The 16,427-nt window shown below is 67.4% G+C and carries 20 protein-coding genes and 1 other RNA gene; 11 read left to right on the top strand and 10 right to left on the bottom strand.

Translation table 11 applies throughout. The features are described 5' to 3' along the window. Positions 1-27: 27 nt before the first annotated feature. The 3 genes from ilvA to KBZ33_RS10365 are packed head-to-tail and all read left to right on the top strand — an operon-like array spanning position 28 to position 2,535. Positions 28-1,641, top strand: coding sequence for a threonine ammonia-lyase, biosynthetic (ilvA, locus tag KBZ33_RS10355; protein ID WP_254952524.1), 1,614 nt, complete (start codon positions 28-30; stop codon positions 1,639-1,641). Beyond that, complete coding sequence (gene scpB, locus KBZ33_RS10360) at positions 1,634-2,200, top strand: SMC-Scp complex subunit ScpB (protein ID WP_254952522.1); 567 nt, start codon at positions 1,634-1,636, stop codon at positions 2,198-2,200. Before ilvA ends, scpB begins: the two co-directional genes overlap by 8 nt. Before the next feature lie 41 nt (positions 2,201-2,241). Continuing rightward, positions 2,242-2,535, top strand: coding sequence for a YggT family protein (locus tag KBZ33_RS10365; protein ID WP_254952521.1), 294 nt, complete (start codon positions 2,242-2,244; stop codon positions 2,533-2,535). Here the strand turns inward: KBZ33_RS10365 and KBZ33_RS10370 are convergent. Together KBZ33_RS10370 and KBZ33_RS10375 are read right to left on the bottom strand one after the other, a co-directional pair. Beyond that, the gene (locus KBZ33_RS10370) at positions 2,529-3,047 is read right to left on the bottom strand and encodes a hypothetical protein (protein WP_254952519.1); all 519 of its coding nucleotides are present in this window, start codon (positions 3,045-3,047) and stop codon (positions 2,529-2,531) included. The two genes, KBZ33_RS10365 and KBZ33_RS10370, sit on opposite strands and share 7 nt — an antisense overlap. After that, positions 3,044-3,373, bottom strand: coding sequence for a nucleoside triphosphate pyrophosphohydrolase family protein (locus KBZ33_RS10375; protein ID WP_254952518.1), 330 nt, complete (start codon positions 3,371-3,373; stop codon positions 3,044-3,046). The genes KBZ33_RS10370 and KBZ33_RS10375 overlap by 4 nt, the downstream gene beginning before the upstream one ends. A 59-nt stretch (positions 3,374-3,432) precedes the next feature. On the opposite strand from KBZ33_RS10375, the gene pyk reads away from it, so the two are divergent. The 4 genes from pyk (at position 3,433) to ftsH (ending at position 9,015) form a co-directional block, all read left to right on the top strand. Next, positions 3,433-5,217 carry a pyruvate kinase gene (gene pyk / locus KBZ33_RS10380; protein ID WP_254952516.1) on the top strand — a complete coding sequence of 595 codons (1,785 nt, stop codon included), beginning with the start codon at positions 3,433-3,435 and terminating at the stop codon, positions 5,215-5,217. 27 nt (positions 5,218-5,244) lie between these two features. Beyond that, positions 5,245-6,474 carry an ABC transporter permease gene (locus KBZ33_RS10385; RefSeq protein ID WP_254952515.1) on the top strand — a complete coding sequence of 410 codons (1,230 nt, stop codon included), beginning with the start codon at positions 5,245-5,247 and terminating at the stop codon, positions 6,472-6,474. A gap of 192 nt (positions 6,475-6,666) precedes the next feature. Beyond that, positions 6,667-6,939, top strand: a complete 273-nt coding sequence (locus KBZ33_RS10390) for a DUF1830 domain-containing protein (protein ID WP_255011750.1) — start codon at positions 6,667-6,669, stop codon at positions 6,937-6,939. Positions 6,940-7,038: 99 nt separating this feature from the next. Then, entirely contained in the window at positions 7,039-9,015 is a 1,977-nt protein-coding gene (ftsH, locus tag KBZ33_RS10395) for an ATP-dependent zinc metalloprotease FtsH (RefSeq protein ID WP_254952512.1), read from the top strand. A gap of 87 nt (positions 9,016-9,102) precedes the next feature. Here ftsH and clpP read toward each other — a convergent pair whose 3' ends face one another. Continuing rightward, positions 9,103-9,693 (bottom strand): ATP-dependent Clp endopeptidase proteolytic subunit ClpP, encoded by a 591-nt coding sequence (gene clpP, locus KBZ33_RS10400; RefSeq protein WP_216908779.1) that lies wholly within the window; start codon positions 9,691-9,693, stop codon positions 9,103-9,105. 95 nt (positions 9,694-9,788) lie between these two features. On the opposite strand from clpP, the gene psb29 reads away from it, so the two are divergent. Then, on the top strand, positions 9,789-10,484 hold the full coding sequence (gene psb29 / locus KBZ33_RS10405; RefSeq protein WP_254952599.1) for a photosystem II biogenesis protein Psp29: 696 nt from the start codon (positions 9,789-9,791) through the stop codon (positions 10,482-10,484). On the opposite strand, the gene KBZ33_RS10410 is transcribed toward psb29, so the two are convergent. From KBZ33_RS10410 to petN, 3 genes are all read right to left on the bottom strand, one after another. Continuing rightward, complete coding sequence (locus tag KBZ33_RS10410; RefSeq protein ID WP_254952510.1) at positions 10,447-11,829, bottom strand: hypothetical protein; 1,383 nt, start codon at positions 11,827-11,829, stop codon at positions 10,447-10,449. The two genes, psb29 and KBZ33_RS10410, sit on opposite strands and share 38 nt — an antisense overlap. Before the next feature lie 94 nt (positions 11,830-11,923). After that, positions 11,924-12,091 carry a hypothetical protein gene (locus KBZ33_RS10415; RefSeq protein ID WP_254952509.1) on the bottom strand — a complete coding sequence of 56 codons (168 nt, stop codon included), beginning with the start codon at positions 12,089-12,091 and terminating at the stop codon, positions 11,924-11,926. After that, positions 12,069-12,170, bottom strand: a complete 102-nt coding sequence (gene petN, locus KBZ33_RS10420) for a cytochrome b6-f complex subunit PetN (protein ID WP_015108283.1) — start codon at positions 12,168-12,170, stop codon at positions 12,069-12,071. The genes KBZ33_RS10415 and petN overlap by 23 nt, the downstream gene beginning before the upstream one ends. Positions 12,171-12,233: 63 nt before the next feature. Here petN and clpS point away from each other — a divergent pair, with 63 nt between their 5' ends. Together clpS and KBZ33_RS10430 are read left to right on the top strand one after the other, a co-directional pair. Then, positions 12,234-12,527, top strand: coding sequence for an ATP-dependent Clp protease adapter ClpS (gene clpS / locus KBZ33_RS10425; protein ID WP_254952507.1), 294 nt, complete (start codon positions 12,234-12,236; stop codon positions 12,525-12,527). A 9-nt stretch (positions 12,528-12,536) separates the two neighbouring features. Further along, positions 12,537-12,812 (top strand): DUF2103 domain-containing protein, encoded by a 276-nt coding sequence (locus tag KBZ33_RS10430; RefSeq protein WP_254952505.1) that lies wholly within the window; start codon positions 12,537-12,539, stop codon positions 12,810-12,812. Here KBZ33_RS10430 and KBZ33_RS10435 read toward each other — a convergent pair. Then, on the bottom strand, positions 12,757-13,233 hold the full coding sequence (locus KBZ33_RS10435; RefSeq protein WP_255011735.1) for a hypothetical protein: 477 nt from the start codon (positions 13,231-13,233) through the stop codon (positions 12,757-12,759). The two genes, KBZ33_RS10430 and KBZ33_RS10435, sit on opposite strands and share 56 nt — an antisense overlap. A 47-nt stretch (positions 13,234-13,280) precedes the next feature. Here KBZ33_RS10435 and KBZ33_RS10440 point away from each other — a divergent pair, with 47 nt between their 5' ends. Further along, positions 13,281-13,928, top strand: a complete 648-nt coding sequence (locus KBZ33_RS10440) for an NAD(P)H-dependent oxidoreductase (protein WP_255011738.1) — start codon at positions 13,281-13,283, stop codon at positions 13,926-13,928. A 26-nt stretch (positions 13,929-13,954) separates the two neighbouring features. Here the strand turns inward: KBZ33_RS10440 and ssrS are convergent. The 3 genes from ssrS to KBZ33_RS10455 form a co-directional block, all read right to left on the bottom strand. Then, positions 13,955-14,137: non-coding RNA, 6S RNA (gene ssrS / locus KBZ33_RS10445), on the bottom strand. A 6-nt stretch (positions 14,138-14,143) separates the two neighbouring features. After that, positions 14,144-15,424 carry a 5-(carboxyamino)imidazole ribonucleotide synthase gene (locus KBZ33_RS10450; protein ID WP_254952499.1) on the bottom strand — a complete coding sequence of 427 codons (1,281 nt, stop codon included), beginning with the start codon at positions 15,422-15,424 and terminating at the stop codon, positions 14,144-14,146. 75 nt (positions 15,425-15,499) lie between these two features. After that, positions 15,500-16,396, bottom strand: coding sequence for a carbohydrate ABC transporter permease (locus KBZ33_RS10455; protein WP_254952498.1), 897 nt, complete (start codon positions 16,394-16,396; stop codon positions 15,500-15,502). Positions 16,397-16,427: the final 31 nt, after the last annotated feature.

Consider the following 16,427-nt stretch of genomic DNA (forward strand, 5'->3'; position numbering starts at 1 on the left):
CCAGGGTCGGGTTGCGACACTGGGGCCATGACCTTGGCCGACCACGACGACGCCTTCCCTGAGGCGACCGCCTACCTGCAGCGGATCCTGCGGGCCCGGGTGTACGACGTGGCCATCGAATCCCCCCTCGATCCCGCCCCCAACCTCTCCCGCCGGCTGCTCAACCAGGTGCTGCTCAAGCGGGAGGATCTCCAGCCCGTGTTCAGCTTCAAATTGCGCGGCGCCTACAACAAAATGGTGGGCCTGGAGCGCTCGGAGCTCGACCGGGGGGTGATCGCCGCCAGCGCCGGCAACCATGCCCAGGGGGTGGCCCTGGCCGCCCAGCGGCTCGGCTGCACCGCCGTGATCGTGATGCCGATCACCACACCCGAGATGAAGGTGCGCTCGGTGGCGGCCCGGGGGGCCGAAGTGGTGCTGCATGGCGATACCTACGACGAGGCCTGCGAGGAAGCCCACCGCCTGCAGCGGCAGCGGGGACTCACCTTCATCCATCCCTTCGACGACCCGGACGTGATCGCCGGCCAGGGCACGATCGGCCTGGAGATCCTGCGCCAGTGCTCCGATCCCCCCGATGTCATCTACGTGGCGGTGGGTGGCGGCGGGCTGATCGCTGGCATCGGCGCCTATGTCAAGAGCCTCTGGCCCCAGGTGGAGCTGGTGGGCGTCGAGCCCAGCGATGCCGATGCCATGACCCGTTCGCTGGCCGCAGGCCGGCGGGTGCGGCTCGACCAGGTGGGCCTGTTCGCCGATGGCGTCGCCGTGCGCCAGGTGGGGGAGCACACCTTCGCCCTGGCCCAGCGCTGCGTCGACCGCATGGTCACGGTGGACACCGATGAGATCTGCGCCGCCATCAAGGATGTCTTCGAGGACACCCGCTCGATTCTGGAGCCGGCCGGCGCCCTCTCGGTGGCGGGCATGAAGAAGGACGTGGCGCAGCGGCACCTACGCGACCGGACGCTGGTGGCGGTGGCCTGCGGCGCCAACATGAACTTCGACCGGCTGGCCTTTGTGGCCGAACGGGCCGAGCTGGGCGAGGAGCGCGAAGCCCTGCTGGCGGTGGAGATCCCGGAGCAACCCGGCAGCCTGGCGCGGTTCTGCGCCGTCCTCGGCCAGCGCAGCCTCACCGAGTTCAGCTACCGCCTCGCCGACCCCCAGCTGGCCCACATCTTCGTGGGGGTGCAGATCAGCGGCCACCAGGACACCCGCCGGTTGATGGAGGCCCTGGAGGCCCACGGCTTCCCCTGCCTCGACCTCAGCGGCGACGAGCTGGCCAAGCTGCATCTCTGCCACATGGTGGGCGGACGGCTGCCGGCCAGTGCCGGTTCAGCCCTGAACCAGGGGGAAGAGCGCCTCTATCGCTTCGTGTTCCCGGAGCGACCCGGGGCCCTGATGGCCTTCGTGAGCGCCCTGCATCCCAACTGGAACATCAGCATCTTTCACTACCGCAACCACGGTGCCGACGTGGGGCGCATCGTGGTGGGGGTGCAGGTGCCGCCGGCGGAGCTGGAGGACTGGCAGGCCTTCCTCGCCGATCTCCCTTACCAGCACTGGGAGGAGACCCACAACCCCGCCTACCGGCTGTTCCTGGGGGAGGTGGGACAGTCCCTTTCGCCAGACCGTGCCGGCTGTTCCCATGGCTGAACCCGAACCCTTCTGCGGACTGTCCCTGCCGGCACGGCTGGAAGCGATCCTGTACCTCAAGGGGCGGCCGTTGGAGCTGGGGGAACTGGCCAGCATCGCCGGCATCGAACGGGACGCCACCGAGCTGGCCCTGATCACCCTGATGGCCGACTACGCCCACCGGGACACCGCCCTGGAGATCCACCAGGACGGTCAGCGCTATGCGCTGCAGCTGCGCGCGGGCCTGGGGGATCTGGTGCAGAATCTGCTGCCGGTGGATCTGTCGATCGCCTCCCTGCGCACCCTGGCCACCATCGCCCTCAAGAAGCGGCTGCTGCAGTCGGAACTGGTGGAGCTACGCGGCTCGGGGGCCTACGAGCACATCAAGGAGCTGCTGGCCCAGGACTTCATCGAACGACGTCGCCAGAGTGACGGGCGTTCCTACTGGCTCAGCCTGAGCGAGAAGTTCCACCGCACCTTCTCGCTGAAGGCGGACGACCTGGCGGCCCTGGGCTCGCGTCTGGCGGCCGCCGAGACAGACGCGAGCCCGCTGACGCCCGAGGATGAAGCGGATCCATAGAGTTGGCTGGCGGTTGCAGCCCCACCCCCTCGACCTCTTCTATGAATATCCTCGTTTTCCTGCTCCAGGTGCTGGCCCAGACCCTCAGCATTTACCTCCTGGTGCTGCTGGTCCGGGTGCTGCTGAGCTGGTTCCCCAACCTCGACTGGAGCAACCCGGTGCTCTCCAGCGTCAGCGCCATCACCGACCCGTATCTCAACGCCTTCCGGGGCCTGATTCCGCCCCTGGGTGGGCTGGATCTGTCGGCCCTGGTGGCCTTCATCGCCCTGCAGCTGGCCCAGAGCCTGCTGGGGGCCGCGATCGCCACCCTCTCCTCCGGCGGCCTGCCCTACTGAGCGGACAGATCGTCGGAGGCGCCCAAGGCCTCTTCCAGGGGCAGAAGTTCATCGTCCACCCCGGCCCGGGTTCGCACCGGGGAGCTGAATCCCCTTGCCTTGACACTGCGGGTACCAAGCGGGCCGGGGGTGCCCGCCGGCACCGCCAGCCGCAGGGCGAAGTTGGAGCGTCCAGGCGGCACGTCGCCGATCGAGCCCACCCGGGTGCGGTTGGGCAGCACCGGCTCACCGCTGGCATCGAGGATCAGCCCGAAGACATCGGTGTCCATGACGGCCTTGGCCCCAGGGTTCACCACGACACCCCGCAAGGCCCAGCAACTGGCGCCACTGGGGCGGGCCAGCTCCGGCTGCGTGCCCTGATCACCGGCGGGGCAGGGCTCGAGCACCACCTCCGACACCTTCAGGTCGGTGGCGGCCGCTGAGGCGGGGCCAGAGAGCAGAAGCAACAGCCCCAGAAGCAGGCCGGAGGCCAGCCGGGCGAAACGCGTCGCGAGGGATCTTCGCTGTTTCACCGCCGATCGCCGCTGCCTCCGATCACGTTACGGTCCGCGCGACTGGCCAGTTTGGCCAGATTGGCGCCCGCCACGTCGTCGAGATCGAGCCCCAGCTCCGTGGCCAGCTGGGCCACGTACCAGAGCACGTCCCCCAGCTCCAGCCGCAGGTCGTCGCGGACGTCGGGGCCGAAGTCGCCGCCCCGGTCCCGCAGCACCTTCTTCACCTTGTCGGCCACCTCGCCGGCCTCGCCGCACAACCCCAGCGTGGGGTAAAGGATGTTGGCCCCGATATCCGGGTAGCGCGCCGTCTCACGGGAGCGGGTCTGGTAGTCCTGAAAGTCCATTCCAAGCTCGCTCCGGGCAAGTCCGGATGGTAGTTTCCGGCCCTGTACACGGTCGACCCATGGCCCCTCACGATCTGATGCGTCGCACAAAGATCGTGGCCACGATCGGACCCGCCACCGAGTCACCAGAGGTACTGCGGCAGCTGATCGCCGCCGGTGCCACCACCTTCCGTCTCAACTTCTCCCACGGCGACCACAGCGACCACGCCGATCGGATCGCCACCATCCGCCAGGTGGCCCACGAACTGGGCGTGCACATCGGCATCCTCCAGGATCTCCAGGGCCCCAAGATCCGCCTGGGCCGCTTCCAGGCCGGTCCCATCACCCTGGCCAAGGGGGATCTGTTCTCGCTCACCTCCCGCGCCGTCAACTGCGACAACACGATCGCCACGGTCACCTATGAGCGCCTGGCGGATGAGGTGGCCTGCGGCAGCCGCATCCTGCTCGACGACGGCCGGGTGGAGATGGTGGTGGTGGAGGTCGACGTCCCCGGACAGACCCTCAAGTGCAGGGTCACCGTGGGTGGGGTGCTCTCCAACAACAAGGGGGTCAACTTCCCCGATGTCCAGCTCTCGATCCGGGCCCTGACCCCCAAGGACCGCCGCGACCTGAGCTTCGGTCTGCAGCAGGGGGTCGACTGGGTGGCCCTCAGCTTCGTGCGCAATCCTTCCGACATGCTCGAGATCCGCGAGCTGATCCGCAGCCAGGGCCACAACACCCCGGTGGTGGCCAAGATCGAGAAGTTCGAGGCGATTGACGCCATCGACGCCATCCTTCCCCTCTGCGACGGGGTGATGGTGGCCCGGGGTGACCTCGGGGTGGAGATGCCCGCTGAGGAGGTGCCCCTGTTGCAGAAGGAGTTGATCCGCAAGGCCAACAGCCTCGGCATCCCGATCATCACGGCCACCCAGATGCTCGATTCGATGGCCTCCTGCCCCCGGCCCACCCGGGCCGAGGTGAGCGATGTGGCCAACGCCATCCTCGACGGCACCGACGCGGTGATGCTCTCCAACGAGACCGCCGTGGGCGACTTCCCGGTCGAAGCCGTGGCCACGATGGATCAGATCGCCCGCCGCATCGAGCGCGACTACCCCCAGCGGGTACTGGACAGCCACATGGCCACCACCATCCCCAACGCCATCTGCCAGGCGGTCAGCAGCATCGCCCGCCAGCTCAACGCCGCGGCGATCCTGCCCCTCACCAAGACCGGCTCCACGGCGCGCAACGTCAGCAAGTTCCGCCCGAGCACACCGATCCTGGCGATCACCTCCGATGTCACCGTGGCCCGCCAGCTGCAGCTGGTGTGGGGGGTCAATCCCCTGCTGATCCACGACGAGCCGAGCAGCAGCCGCACCTTCAGCGTCGCCATGGCAGCCGCGCAGGAGCAGGGGCTCCTGGCTGCCGGCGATCTGGTGGTCCAGACCGCCGGCACCCTCGAAGGGGTGAGCGGCTCCACCGACCTGGTCAAGGTGGGCATCGTCTCCGCCGTCATGGGCCGCGGTGTCGGCATCGGCAGCGGCACGGTCAGCGGCAAGGTGCGGCTGGCCAGCACTCCGGAGGAGGCGTCCCGCCTGGAGGCCGGCGAGATCCTGGTGGTGCGCGAAACCAGTGCCGCCTACCTGGAGGCGATCCGCAAGGCCCGTGGGGTGATTGCCGAGGAGGAGGGTCGCCAGAGCCATGCGGCCGTGATCGGTGAGCGGCTGGGGGTGCCTGTGATCGTGGGTGTGGCCAACGCCACCCTGGAATTGCGCATGGGGGAGGTGGTCACCCTGGAAGTGCAGGACGGTGTGGTGCACCGAGGTCCCCAGAGCACCCACCCCTCAGCGGTGCCGTCGTTCCTCTAGAACCGAAGCCCCTCCGGCTGCGCCGCCATGGCCTCCAAGCTGCCCCTGAGCGAAACGGTGGCCATGGCGTTGCTGACGCTGCGCTCCAACCGCCTACGCAGCCTGCTCACCATGTTGGGCATCGTCATCGGCAACGCCTCGGTGATCACCCTGGTGGGGGTGGGTCGGGGTGCCCAGAACCTCGCCGAAAGCCAGCTCAGCACCCTGGGCGCCAACGTGCTGTTCGTGGTCCCAGGCAACAACGACACCCGGCGCCAGGGGATCGAGATGCCCCGCACCCTGGTGCTGGAGGACGCCAAGGCCATCGCTGAGCAGGTGCCCAGCGTGCGCCGGGTCGCGCCCCAGATCACCCTCAATGAAGTGGCCCAGGCCGGCGGCTTCAGCTCCTCGGTCTCTGTTTCGGGGGTGACCCCCGAGTTCCTGCCGGTGCGCAGTTTCGAGGTGGCCCGGGGCCGCTTCATCGACGCGCGCGACGTGAAGGGGGCCCGCAACGTGGTGGTGATCGGTCCGGACCTGCAGCAGAAGCTGATGCCAACCGGGGAAGCCCTGGGGCGCCAGCTGCGCCTCCGCGACAAATCATTTGAGGTGATCGGCGTGCTGGCACCGAAGGGGGCCGTGTTCGGCTCCAACCAGGACGAGAACGCCTACATCCCCCTCACCACCATGGTGAGCCAGCTGAGTGGGCGGGATCCAACGTTTGGCATCAGCCTGACGTTCATCAGCGTCGAGGCCCGCGACGAAGCCAGCACCGGAGCAGCCGCCTTCCAGATCACCAACCTGCTGCGTCAGCGCCACCGGCTGCTGCGGGAGGACGACTTCGCCGTGCGCTCCCAGAAGGATGCCCTCACCATCGTCGGCACGATCACCGGCGGCCTCACCCTGATGCTGGGGGCCATCGGTGCGGTGTCCCTGCTCGTGGGAGGGATCGGCATCATGAACATCATGTTGGTGTCCGTGAGCGAACGCACCGAGGAGATCGGCCTGCGCAAGGCCCTCGGCGCCCGCAGCAGCGACGTGCTGCTGCAGTTCCTGGTGGAGTCGCTGGTGCTCGCCAGCCTCGGTGGCGTCATCGGCAGTGCCCTGGGGCTCGGCACGGTGGCCCTGGTTGGGGCCCTCACCCCGCTGCCCGCCACGATCGAGGCCAGCACGGTGCTGCTGACGGTGGGTCTGTCGGGTTCGATCGGCCTGTTCTTCGGCGTGGTGCCGGCGCGGCGGGCGGCGCGGCTGGATCCGATCGCGGCCCTGAGGAGCCTTTGATCTGCAACGCCACCGCAACGCCATCGCCACGACGGGGGAGGCACCAGCCACCCACGGGACCAACGAGAAGAGAAGAAAGTCTTAAGACTGGCAATCCGTCGCCTTCGTCACCGAATCCCCACAGCCGGACTGTCTTGATGGTAAGGAAGCCGCCGAACAAAGGTGTTGGAACAGTTGGCCAGGACGGAACAGGTGGATTGCGGCTACCGGAATGGATCCGATCGCATGATCATCCTGCGCTGCATCGGGCCGGAACAGTTCTTCCTTGAACGGGTCGTCTTTCCTTTTGAACTCCTGACCTTTCGCTGTCCGACCGGGAGCGAAGTGGAAATCTGGACCCATGGTCTCGGTGGACCCGAACTGCTCGAGTCCATCGAGTCCCGCGAGTTGATCATGGAAGCCGCCCCCGTCCCCGACGCTGCCATGGGTGGCAGCGAGGCCAACCCCTGGCTGCAGGCCAGCTGAGCAGGGCGGGAGCCAGACGACGAAGACGTCAACCTTGACGCCGGAAGGCTCCCGAAGCCGGACCCCCCGCTCTTAAGGTTGTCCAAAAGCTTCACAACCATGAATCAGCGCTGGCGTGTTCTTGCCCTGTGGCTGTTGCCGGTCGCCGTGGCCCTCTTCCTGGGCTGGCAGTTACTGAGTTCAGGAGGACGGTTGGCGCCCGGGCCCACCGGTGACACCACTTCGCCCCGTAACGCCGCGGTGGCCCGGATGAGCTACGGCCGCTTCCTCGATTACGTCGAAGCGGGCCGGGTCACGGCGGTCGACATCTACGACGGTGGCCGCACGGCCGTGATCGAAGCGGTGGATCCCGACCTTGATAACCGGGTGCAACGGCTGCGCGTGGACCTTCCCGGTGTTGCCCCCGAGCTGATCAACAAGCTCAAGGATCAGGGCATCAGCTTCGATGTCCACCCCCCCAAAGCCACTCCGCCCGCCCTGGGCCTGCTGGGCAACCTGCTGTTCCCCCTGCTGCTGATCGGATCCCTGATCTTCCTGGCCCGGCGCTCCTCCGGCATGCCCGGCGGGCCTGGCCAGGCGATGCAGTTCGGCAAAACCAAGGCCCGTTTCGCGATGGAAGCGGAAACCGGCGTCAAGTTTGATGATGTGGCCGGCGTTGAGGAAGCCAAACAGGACCTGCAGGAAGTGGTGACCTTCCTGAAGACCCCAGAGCGTTTCACTTCCGTGGGTGCCAAGATCCCCCGCGGTGTGCTGCTGGTGGGCCCCCCCGGCACCGGCAAGACCCTGCTGGCCAAGGCCATCGCCGGTGAGGCCGGCGTGCCCTTCTTTTCCCTGTCAGGCTCGGAATTCGTGGAGATGTTCGTGGGTGTCGGCGCCAGCCGCGTCCGCGACCTCTTCAAGCGGGCCAAGGAGAACAGCCCTTGCCTGATCTTCATCGATGAGATCGACGCCGTCGGTCGTCAGCGTGGTGCCGGCATCGGCGGCGGCAACGACGAGCGCGAACAGACCCTCAACCAGCTCCTCACCGAGATGGACGGGTTTGAGGGCAACAGCGGCATCATCATCATCGCGGCCACCAACCGCCCTGATGTTCTCGATTCAGCCCTGATGCGTCCGGGCCGTTTCGATCGCCAGGTCCAGGTGGATGCCCCAGACATCAAGGGACGCCTCTCGATCCTGAAGGTGCACAGCCGCAACAAGAAACTGGCCGATGATGTTTCTCTGGAGATGGTGGCCCGCCGCACCCCTGGTTTCACAGGGGCCGATCTGGCCAACCTGCTCAACGAGGCGGCGATCCTCACCGCAAGGCGGCGCAAGGAGGCCACCGGCCTGGCGGAGATCGACGACGCCGTGGATCGGATCATTGCCGGGATGGAGGGCAAGCCGCTCACCGACGGCCGCAGCAAACGGCTGATCGCTTATCACGAAGTGGGCCACGCCCTGGTGGGCACCCTGGTGAAGCAGCACGACCCCGTCCAGAAAGTCACCCTGATTCCCAGGGGCCAGGCCCAGGGCCTCACCTGGTTTGCCCCCGATGAAGAGCAGATGCTGGTGAGCCGGGCCCAGCTGCGGGCCCGCATCATGGGAGCCCTCGGCGGCAGGGCCGCGGAGGACGTGGTCTTCGGCCATTCGGAAGTCACCACCGGTGCCGGCGGTGACATTCAGCAGGTGGCCTCCATGGCTCGGCAGATGGTCACCCGCTTCGGCATGAGCGAGCTGGGTCCGATGTCCCTGGAGGCTGGCAACCAGGAGGTGTTTCTGGGCCGCGACCTGATGACCCGCAGCGATGTTTCCGATGCCATCGCCCACAAGATCGATGCAGCCGTTCGGCACATCGTCCAGGGCTGTTACACCGACACCGTCAAGTTGGTGGCCGAGCATCGCGCCTGCATGGACAGGCTGGTGGAGCTGCTGATCGAGAAGGAAAGTCTCGATGGTGATGAGTTCCGGCTGATCGTCTCAGAGTTTGCCGCCATTCCCGACAAGGACCGTTTCTCCCCCCTGCTCACGGCTGCTGATCTGGCAACCGCTAGCCACCAGGAAACCGCTGTGGCTGATCCAGCCGAAGCTTCCTGAAGCTGGATTCCGGATCCCCATGCAAAAGGCCTGCTCACGCAGGCCTTTTTTGTGATTGATTCAGCCGGCTTTGGCAGCCCTGCAGGCTCAGACCGGACGGATGGGCCGCTTCTCGATCACCTTGTCGATCAGGCCGTAGGCCATCGCTTCGGCCGGGGACATGAAGAAGTCCCGATCGGTGTCGATCTGGATCTGCTCAAGATCGCGTCCGGTGCGGCTGGCCAGCTCCCTGTTGAGCTTGTCCTTGAGATACAGGATTTCGTCGGCCTGAATGCGGATGTCGCTGGCCTGGCCCCGGGCCCCACCCAGGGGCTGATGGATCATGATCCGCGAATGGGTCAGGCTGCTGCGCTTGCCCTTGGCTCCAGCGCAGAGCAGAAAGGCGCCCATGCTGGCCGCCAGGCCCACGCAAACGGTCTGCACATCAGGTTTGATGTGCTGCATGGTGTCGAAGATGCCGAGGCCGTCGTAAACAGAACCTCCCGGGGAATTGACGTACAGGAAGATATCTTTTTCGGGATCCTCCGCTTCCAGAAACAGCAACTGGGCCACCACACGGTTGGCGGATTCGGCTGTGACCGGTTCTCCGAGAAAGATGATCCTCTCCCGCAGCAGGCGGGAATAGATGTCGAAGGCTCTTTCACCGCGACCCGACTCCTCGATGACGATCGGGATCATGGGCTCCAGACAGGCGATTGAGACGATCCTACCCAGCCGCCGATCGGGTCGAGTGCCTGCAGCGCTATGGTCGCAGCAACGAAGAATCCAACCGCGTGAGCGCTGCTCTCACCGTCGCTGACAGCAAGCGTGCCTTCCATGGCGCCTTCCCCCATGTCATCGGTCCCCTCTACCGGCGCATGGTCGACGAATTGCTGGTGGAACTCCATTTGCTGAGCCGCCAGAAGGGCTTCCAGGGGGATCCCCTCTTTGCCGTTGGACTCGTTCAGGTGTTTGACGGCTTTGCCCGCGGCTATCGCCCCGAGGAGCAGAAGCGGCCCCTGTTTGAAGCCCTGTGCGCCTCCTCCGGCTTCGACGGCCCCGACCTGCGCCGCCAGAGCGGCGATGCCCTGGCCGCCATGGGGCGCCACAGCCAGCAGGAGGTGCGCCAATGGATCGAAGCGCAGGGGGAGGGGGCGCCAGCCCCGGTGGCCACGGCCCTGGCCAGCATCCGCCGGCCTGATTTCCACTACTCCCGCCTGATGGCGGTCGGCCTGCTGGCCCTGCTGGAGCAGGCCCTCGCCGACGACGCCATGGAACCCCAGGCCCTGCGGCAGCTCGCCCACGAGATCGGTGCGTCGATCGGTCTGCTGCGGGACCGGCTCGACAAGGACCTTTCGCTTTACGCGAGCAACCTCGAAAAGATGACCATGGCCGTCGAGCTCATGGAGGAAACCGTCGCCGCCGAACGGCGACGGCGCGAACGGCAGCAGATCACGGGATCACCCGAAGGCGTCCCTTCAGCCAGCTGACCCCAGCGCCGCCGGGGGCGGCTTCCATCGCGAGCTGGTCGGCGCGGCGCACCAGCTCCGGCAAGGGTTCGGGCAACAGGCCCAGCTGATCCAGGCCCTGGGGGCGGACCCGCAACCACAGTGCACCGGAGGCGGGGGCCTGCTCCCCTGCGGTGGCCATTCTCTGCAAGCGGGCCGGCACCGGGCCGAGGAACAACAGCAACTGGGGCGCGGGGCCGGTGTCTCCGACCCAGCGCCAGCCCCCCAGCACGACGCCATCCTCCCGGCGCCAGGTGGCCGCCTGGGCCTGGGACGGTCCGCCGCCAGGCACGTCCTGAAGGGCCTGGGCCTGCAGGGAGCGGGCCAGGCCGAGCAACAGCTGGCGCCAGGCCTGGCGGTCGGGCCCCACCGCCACCTGGAGCTCGAGCGAGGCCTGGAAGGGGCCACTGGCCTGGGGCTGCAGCCTCAGACGGAAGGGGGATCGGCGCAGCAGGGCCAGACCCTTGGTGTCGATGCCGTAGCGCGCCGCCAGGGGATCCCGGATCAGCTGGCGTGCCAACAGGCCACGGAACAGCTGCTCCAGGGAGGAGCCCTGCAGTTCCAGCAGCAGGTCGGCCGCCAGAGGCGGCAGAGACGAGGCCGGGGCTTCCGGAGCCCGAACCGATGGCCCGGGACCTACCGCAGCGGCACGGTCGGTGGCTTCGCCCCGCCAGCGCAGCGCGGAGTCCTGCAGCGACAGGGAGAGGCAGCCCTCCTGGTAGGCCTCCAGCAGCGGGGCCAGGGGGCCCACCAGGGCACCGAGGCCGGATGGATTCCAGAACACCCCCTGGCCGCTTTCCAGTCGCGGCAGACAGGCGCTGTACAACCCACGCCCGGCCCGCTGATCCGGCCGCAACTGGTCCTGGAGCAGGCGCCGGGACAGCGGATCCGGAGCCACCACCAGCAGGTTCCCCACCCGCAGGGCGTTGGCGGGCAAGGGGCGCGTGAATCCACCAGCGGCGCTGTCCTGCACCGCCAGGAAGGCCCCCCCATCGGCATGGGGCCCCCAGAACTGCCACCAGATGCGCCGTTGCTCTCGCCAGAGCCGGGTGGCCGGAGCTGCCCCGAAGCGTTCCTGCCAGAGGGCCGGCACGGGCCTCTCCGGACTGGCCGGAAAACTCTGCAGCAGGCTGCTGACCGCCATCAGTTGCTCCAGCCCCTGGGCCCGCGGCCTGGGCCAGCGCCACAGGAACAGGCTCGGCAGCAGGAGCAACAACAGCAGCGTGGCCGTGGTGGCCGGCAGCGGAGGCAGCGCCAGTGGCTGGGACAACCTCGCCTGGGCCGGTGCCAGCAGCGAACGTCGCAGACGATCGAACGGACGGCTCATGGAAACGCCGACAAGGTTCGGCCTCGGTGGGTGATGCGTTGCCCCCTGATCCCCAGGCCGGTCACGGGCCGCTGCCCCGGGCCAGCGGAGGGGCTCAGGGGCGGGGGCGCGCTTCGGTCGAGCGACGGCGGCGCTTGTCACGCCATTCGACGGTGGACAGGTAGATGACGCCGACGCTCACAAACAGGAGCAGAGCGGAGGCCAGACCCGCCAGCAGGGTGGTGGTGGGGAAGGCCAGATCAGAAACCGATGCTGTTGTCACCGTTGCGGCCCCACACCACCATGGCGATCGAGAAGGTGAAGATGGCCGCCAGGGCGGACCAACCAAGGGTGATCAGCATCGAGCCCGATACAAGGGTGGGTGCATGTTACCTACGCTGGTGACCGGCAGCCGCGGAAGGCCCATGGTCGTCGCACCATCCAGAAGTCCCTCTCAGGCAGGCCAGCGCCTCCAGGAGCGCTACCCCAACGTGAACGTCATCGTCCTCGACGACGACGTCAACACCTTTCAGCACGTGGTGGAGGCCCTCGTACGGCACCTGCCCGGCATGCAACCCGACCAGGCCTGGGATCTGGCCCACAGGATCGATCGGGAGGGATCGGCGGTGGTCTGGAGCGGCCCCTTGGAGCAGGGGGAGCTCTACCACCAGCTACTCAGCGCCGAAGGGCTGACCATGGCACCCCTGGGCCCGGGCTGAGGAACGGCCATGGCCCGGCTTGTGATCACCCACAGCACCTACGTGGAGGGCCTCATCCCGCTGCTGCGGCGGCTGGCCACCGTGCCGGACATCGACACGATCACGCCGGCGGTGATCGCTCGGGTGAGGGGCCGCAGCATCGGGTTGCGGCTGCGGGTGTCGAGCCCGATCACCGGGGGCCACAAGCTGCTGGCCCGCAGGGGCAGCACGGCTCAGGAAGTCTTTGTGGTCACGCGCCTGAGCCGGGATCAGCTGCAGGAGGCACTGGATCGGCTGACGAACTGAGCAGGCTGGTGGGGGCGGCCCGCTCGTAGACCGCGGGGGTGCCGAAGCGGCCATAGGCGCCACCCTCCCGGAACCAGCTCGCCCCTTCCACCTCCTGCAGATCGTGGGGGCGCAGCCCCCAGCGTCGCTCGAGATAGGCCGCCGCTGCCACCGCATCGAAACGGGGTTGGCCGCAGGCCACCACCGCCAGAGCCAGGACCCGGACCCTCAGGGCACCGGCCGGACTCTCCTGGATCTCCTCCTCCAACAGAAACGTGAGAAAGTCGCCCTGGGGCTCGGCTTCCAGGGGGTATTTCTGCAGATAGAGCGCCCGGGCACGGGGAAAGACGGGGCCCGGGGCGCGGGCGAGCAGACGCTCGAAAGACGACTGGAAACTTGGAAGCTCGCTGATCACGGCGGCGATTGGACGCTCCCTCAGCATGCCTGCCTGGTGAGCCCGCCATGATGCGGGTCCCCAGCAACATTCCCGTGGCCTTCACCCCTGAGGACATCGCCGGAGCCCTGCGCTGGCGCTATGCCACCAAGAGTTTCAAGGCCGGAGCCAGGATCCCTTCAGCCACCTGGGCTGCCCTGGAGGACGCCCTGGTGCAGAGCCCTTCCAGCTATGGGCTGCAGCCCTGGAAGTTCCTTGTGATCGAGGACACAGCCCTGCGCTCGTCCCTGAAACCCCACTCCTGGGACCAATCCCAGATCACGGACTGCTCCCACCTGGTGGTCTTTCTGGCCCGTCGCACGATTGAGGCGGCCGATCTGGATCGGCTGATCCAGGCCACAGCCGAAGCCAGGGGGCTGAACCCGGAGCAACTGGCCCCCTACCGGGGAATGATGGAAAAAGATCTGATCCATGGTCCCCGCAGCGCGGTGATCGATCGCTGGGCCAGCAATCAGGTGTACATCGCCCTCGGCACCTTTCTGACGGCAGCGGCCCTGCTGTCCGTGGACACCTGCCCGATCGAAGGCTTTTCTCCCGCCGACTACGACAGGATTCTCGAGCTTGAGAGCAGCCCCTACCGGAGCTGCGTGGTCTGTGCAGCGGGCTACCGCGACCCCGAGGACCGCTATGCAGCCCTCGCGAAGGTGCGCTACAAGGCGGCGGATCTGATCGAGACGATCTGATCAAAGCCGGTTGTCCAGTCAGAAAGGGGTGGACCGCCGTGCCGTCTTGCCCCAGTGTTCGACCTGGATGAACCAGGTGGGGAGTCAGGGGCGGGGCTTCGTTTCCGGCCGTGAGGCCGGTATACGTTGCCGTCGCTGAAGACTCCCCGCGTCGAAAGGGAGTCAGATCAGAAAACTGTGAAAGGCAGTCACCAACACAGCAGTCCAACCCCATCCTAAGAGGGTTCGTCTGGCAGCGGCCAGATGGCCCGCACCTCCGCCAGCCGGCGCTGTTTCTCCAGCTCACGCTCGGCGTCGTTTCGGCCTTCGAGCAGCAGGGTGAGGTGGCCCAGCTTGCGGCCGGTCCCACCGCCTTGCTTGCCGTACCAGTGCAGCTGGGAACCGGGAAGCGCCTCAAGGGCGCGGCGCCGTTCCAGCTGGTCGGCATCGCCACCCTCCGGCGCGAGCAGGTTGACCATCAAGGCACCCGGGACCACGGCGTCGGTGGCGCCCATCGGCAGCCCGGCGACGATGCGCACCTGCTGGGAGAACTGGCTGGTCTGGCAAGCCTCGATCGTCAGGTGGCCGGAGTTGTGGGTGCGGGGGGCCAGCTCGTTGACCTGCAGACCCGAGGGGCCGTAAAAGAACTCGATCGACAGCACGCCCACATAGTCGAGGGCGGTGAGCAGGGAAACGGCCACGTTGCGGGCGAACACCTCGACCCGGTGATCCACCGGCGCGGGGAAGAGCACCCAGTCGCAGACGCGGCGGTGCTGGTGTGTCTGGACCAATGGAAAGCAAGCCACCGAGCCATGACGGTCGCGGCAGGCCACCAGCGCCAGCTCCTGCTCGAAGCGCACCAGCTCCTCGAGGATCCAGTCTTTGGGGTCGACGGTGGCTAGCAGACGCTTCAGCGCAGCCAGATCGACCAGGGGAATCGTGCCCCGGCCGTCGTAGCCCCCGCGGCTGGCCTTGGCCATCATTGGAAAGCTGAAGCCCTCGGGAAGGCAGGGAGCGGCAGGGGATCGCAGGGGGAGCGGCAGGCTCGCCGGCACGGAGGCCTGTCCCCCATCCACGGCCGTGGGCGTGGCGGGGTGGAGGACGTCGGCCAGGGGGAACCAACGGGGAGACGGCAGGTGCAGGTCGGCCAGAAGGCGCCGCTGGCCCTCCTTGCTGACGAGGGGTTGCAGGGCCTCGAGTCCCGGCAGGAACTGGAGGCCAGGACCCTCAAGCGCCTGCAGGGCCTCGAGGGGAATCCACTCGTTTTCAAAGCTGATGGCGTGGCAGCGGCTGGCCAGCTCCCGGGTGGCGGCCACGTCATCGACGGGGGCCAGGACCACACTGGCCGCCTCGCGGGTGGCCGGATCGTCGGCGCCGGGGGTCTGCACATGCAGGGCGACGCCAAGCTCCCGGGCGGCCTGGGCCAGCATCCAGGCCAGCTGGCCGCCCCCCACGATGCCGATGGCATCGATCGCAGGGGGGCTGGCCTGGGGATCGGGGTCAGGGATGGTCTGCACCCTGGAAGGTTGTTCGAACCGTGGTCCAGCCTGCCACCAGGGCGTCAACCCCCAACCTCAGAGCCGGGAGGGTCCTCACTGCAGAGGGTTCTCGGCGGCGAAGGCGTAGCGGATCAGGCTGAGCAGCAGCACGATCAGAAAGAGGGCCAACCCCACCGTGCAGGCATAGCTGATCTCCAGCTCCGAAAAGGCCTGGTCGTAGACGTAGTAGACGATGGTGCGGGTGCTGTCCGCCGGCCCCCCCTGGGTCATCAGGTACACCTCCTCAAACACCTTGGTGGCTCCGATGGCGGAAATCACCGCCACCAGCGTGATGTAGGGCCTCAGCAGGGGCAAGGTGATGTCGAGGTGGCGACGCCAACCCTCGCTGCCGTCGAGAGCCGCCGCCTCGTAGAGATCGGCGGAGATTCCCTGCAGGCCGGCCACGAAGATGACCATGTAGTAGCCGAGCCCCTTCCAGAGGGTCACGAGCATCACCGAGGGCAGGGCCAGGCCAGTGGAGGTGAGAAAGCCGATCGGCGTGAAGCGATCACCCAGCAGGGCCCCGAGCCAGCCATTGACCAGCCCGTTTTCCGCATAGAGCCAGCGGAAGGCAATCGCTGCCACCACCAGGGACACCAGGACCGGGGTGTAGAAGGCGCCGCGAAACCAGTGGATACCAGGCAGCTGGCGGTTGACCAACACCGCCAAACCAAGGGCACCGAGGACGATCGGCGGCACCACCCCCACCAGATAGAGGAAGGTGGTGCCGGTCACCCGCAGCAGCATCGGATCGGCCACCAGCCGGCGGAAGTTGGCCAGGCCCACGAAGGTGAGCGGCTCGCTCACATCCAGCCCCGTGCGGGTGAAGCTGATCACCAGGGCCATGGCTGCCGGGATCAGCACCGACACGGCCAGCAGCAGCAGGGCGGGGACCAGAAACGCCCAGGCGGAGCGGCTGGACACAGGCGCAGAAGGGATGGGTGTGGCCATGGGTGCATCCTGCCGGACGTGGAGCGTTGCA

It is taken from the genome of Cyanobium sp. Cruz-8D1, from assembly GCF_024345975.1.
In the GTDB taxonomy this organism is placed as follows: Bacteria; Cyanobacteriota; Cyanobacteriia; order PCC-6307; family Cyanobiaceae; genus Cyanobium.